At 43.8% G+C, this 633-nt stretch carries 1 protein-coding gene; it reads right to left on the bottom strand.

Features of this window, described 5'->3' with window-relative positions; all coding sequences use genetic code 11:
* On the bottom strand, nucleotides 1–633 hold a 633-nt coding region (locus AC1M84_RS14235), incomplete at both ends, for an Ig-like domain-containing protein (RefSeq protein WP_481595228.1).

Raw genomic sequence — 633 nt, 5'->3', positions numbered from 1 at the left:
ACCGTCTTTGTCTTTAACAACGACATTTACTGTTGTTCCTGGTTCAGTTGTACCTGTGATTTCTGGCGTTGTATCGTTTGTATCCGCAATTGGATCAATCGTTACATCGGTATCAGATGGTGCAGTTGTATCTACAGTTAATTTGCCATCCGCAGTTTCAGTAGCAGTATTACCCACCGCATCTTTCGCTTCAGCTTTAACTGTATATTCACCTTCTGGTAATTCTTCAGTCGGTGTGAACGTCCAGTTACCTTCTGGATCTACAGTCGCATCACCTGTTGCTACAGGGTTGCCATCTTTGTCTAAGATTTCAACTTTTACTGTTGCACCTGGCTCAGTCTTACCTGAGATTGTTGGTGTAGTATCGTTTGTTGGCTTAAGCTCATCGATGGTTAATTCAGGCGCTACTGTGTCAACCTCGAAGCTCTCTGGCTGAGATTCACCTGTGTTACCTGCTTGATCTGTCGCTTTTGCAACTACGTCATATTCGCCATCTGCTAATTCAACTGATGGTGTATATGTCCATGTGTCACCTGTAACTGTCGCTGGACCTTCTGCAACAACTTGACCGTCTTTGTCTTTAACAACGACATTTACTGTTGTTCCTGGTTCAGTTGTACCTGTGATTTCTGG

The organism is Acinetobacter sp. 24-47-66 (assembly GCF_056779755.1).
This window is presented reverse-complemented; position numbering and strand designations above follow the sequence as displayed.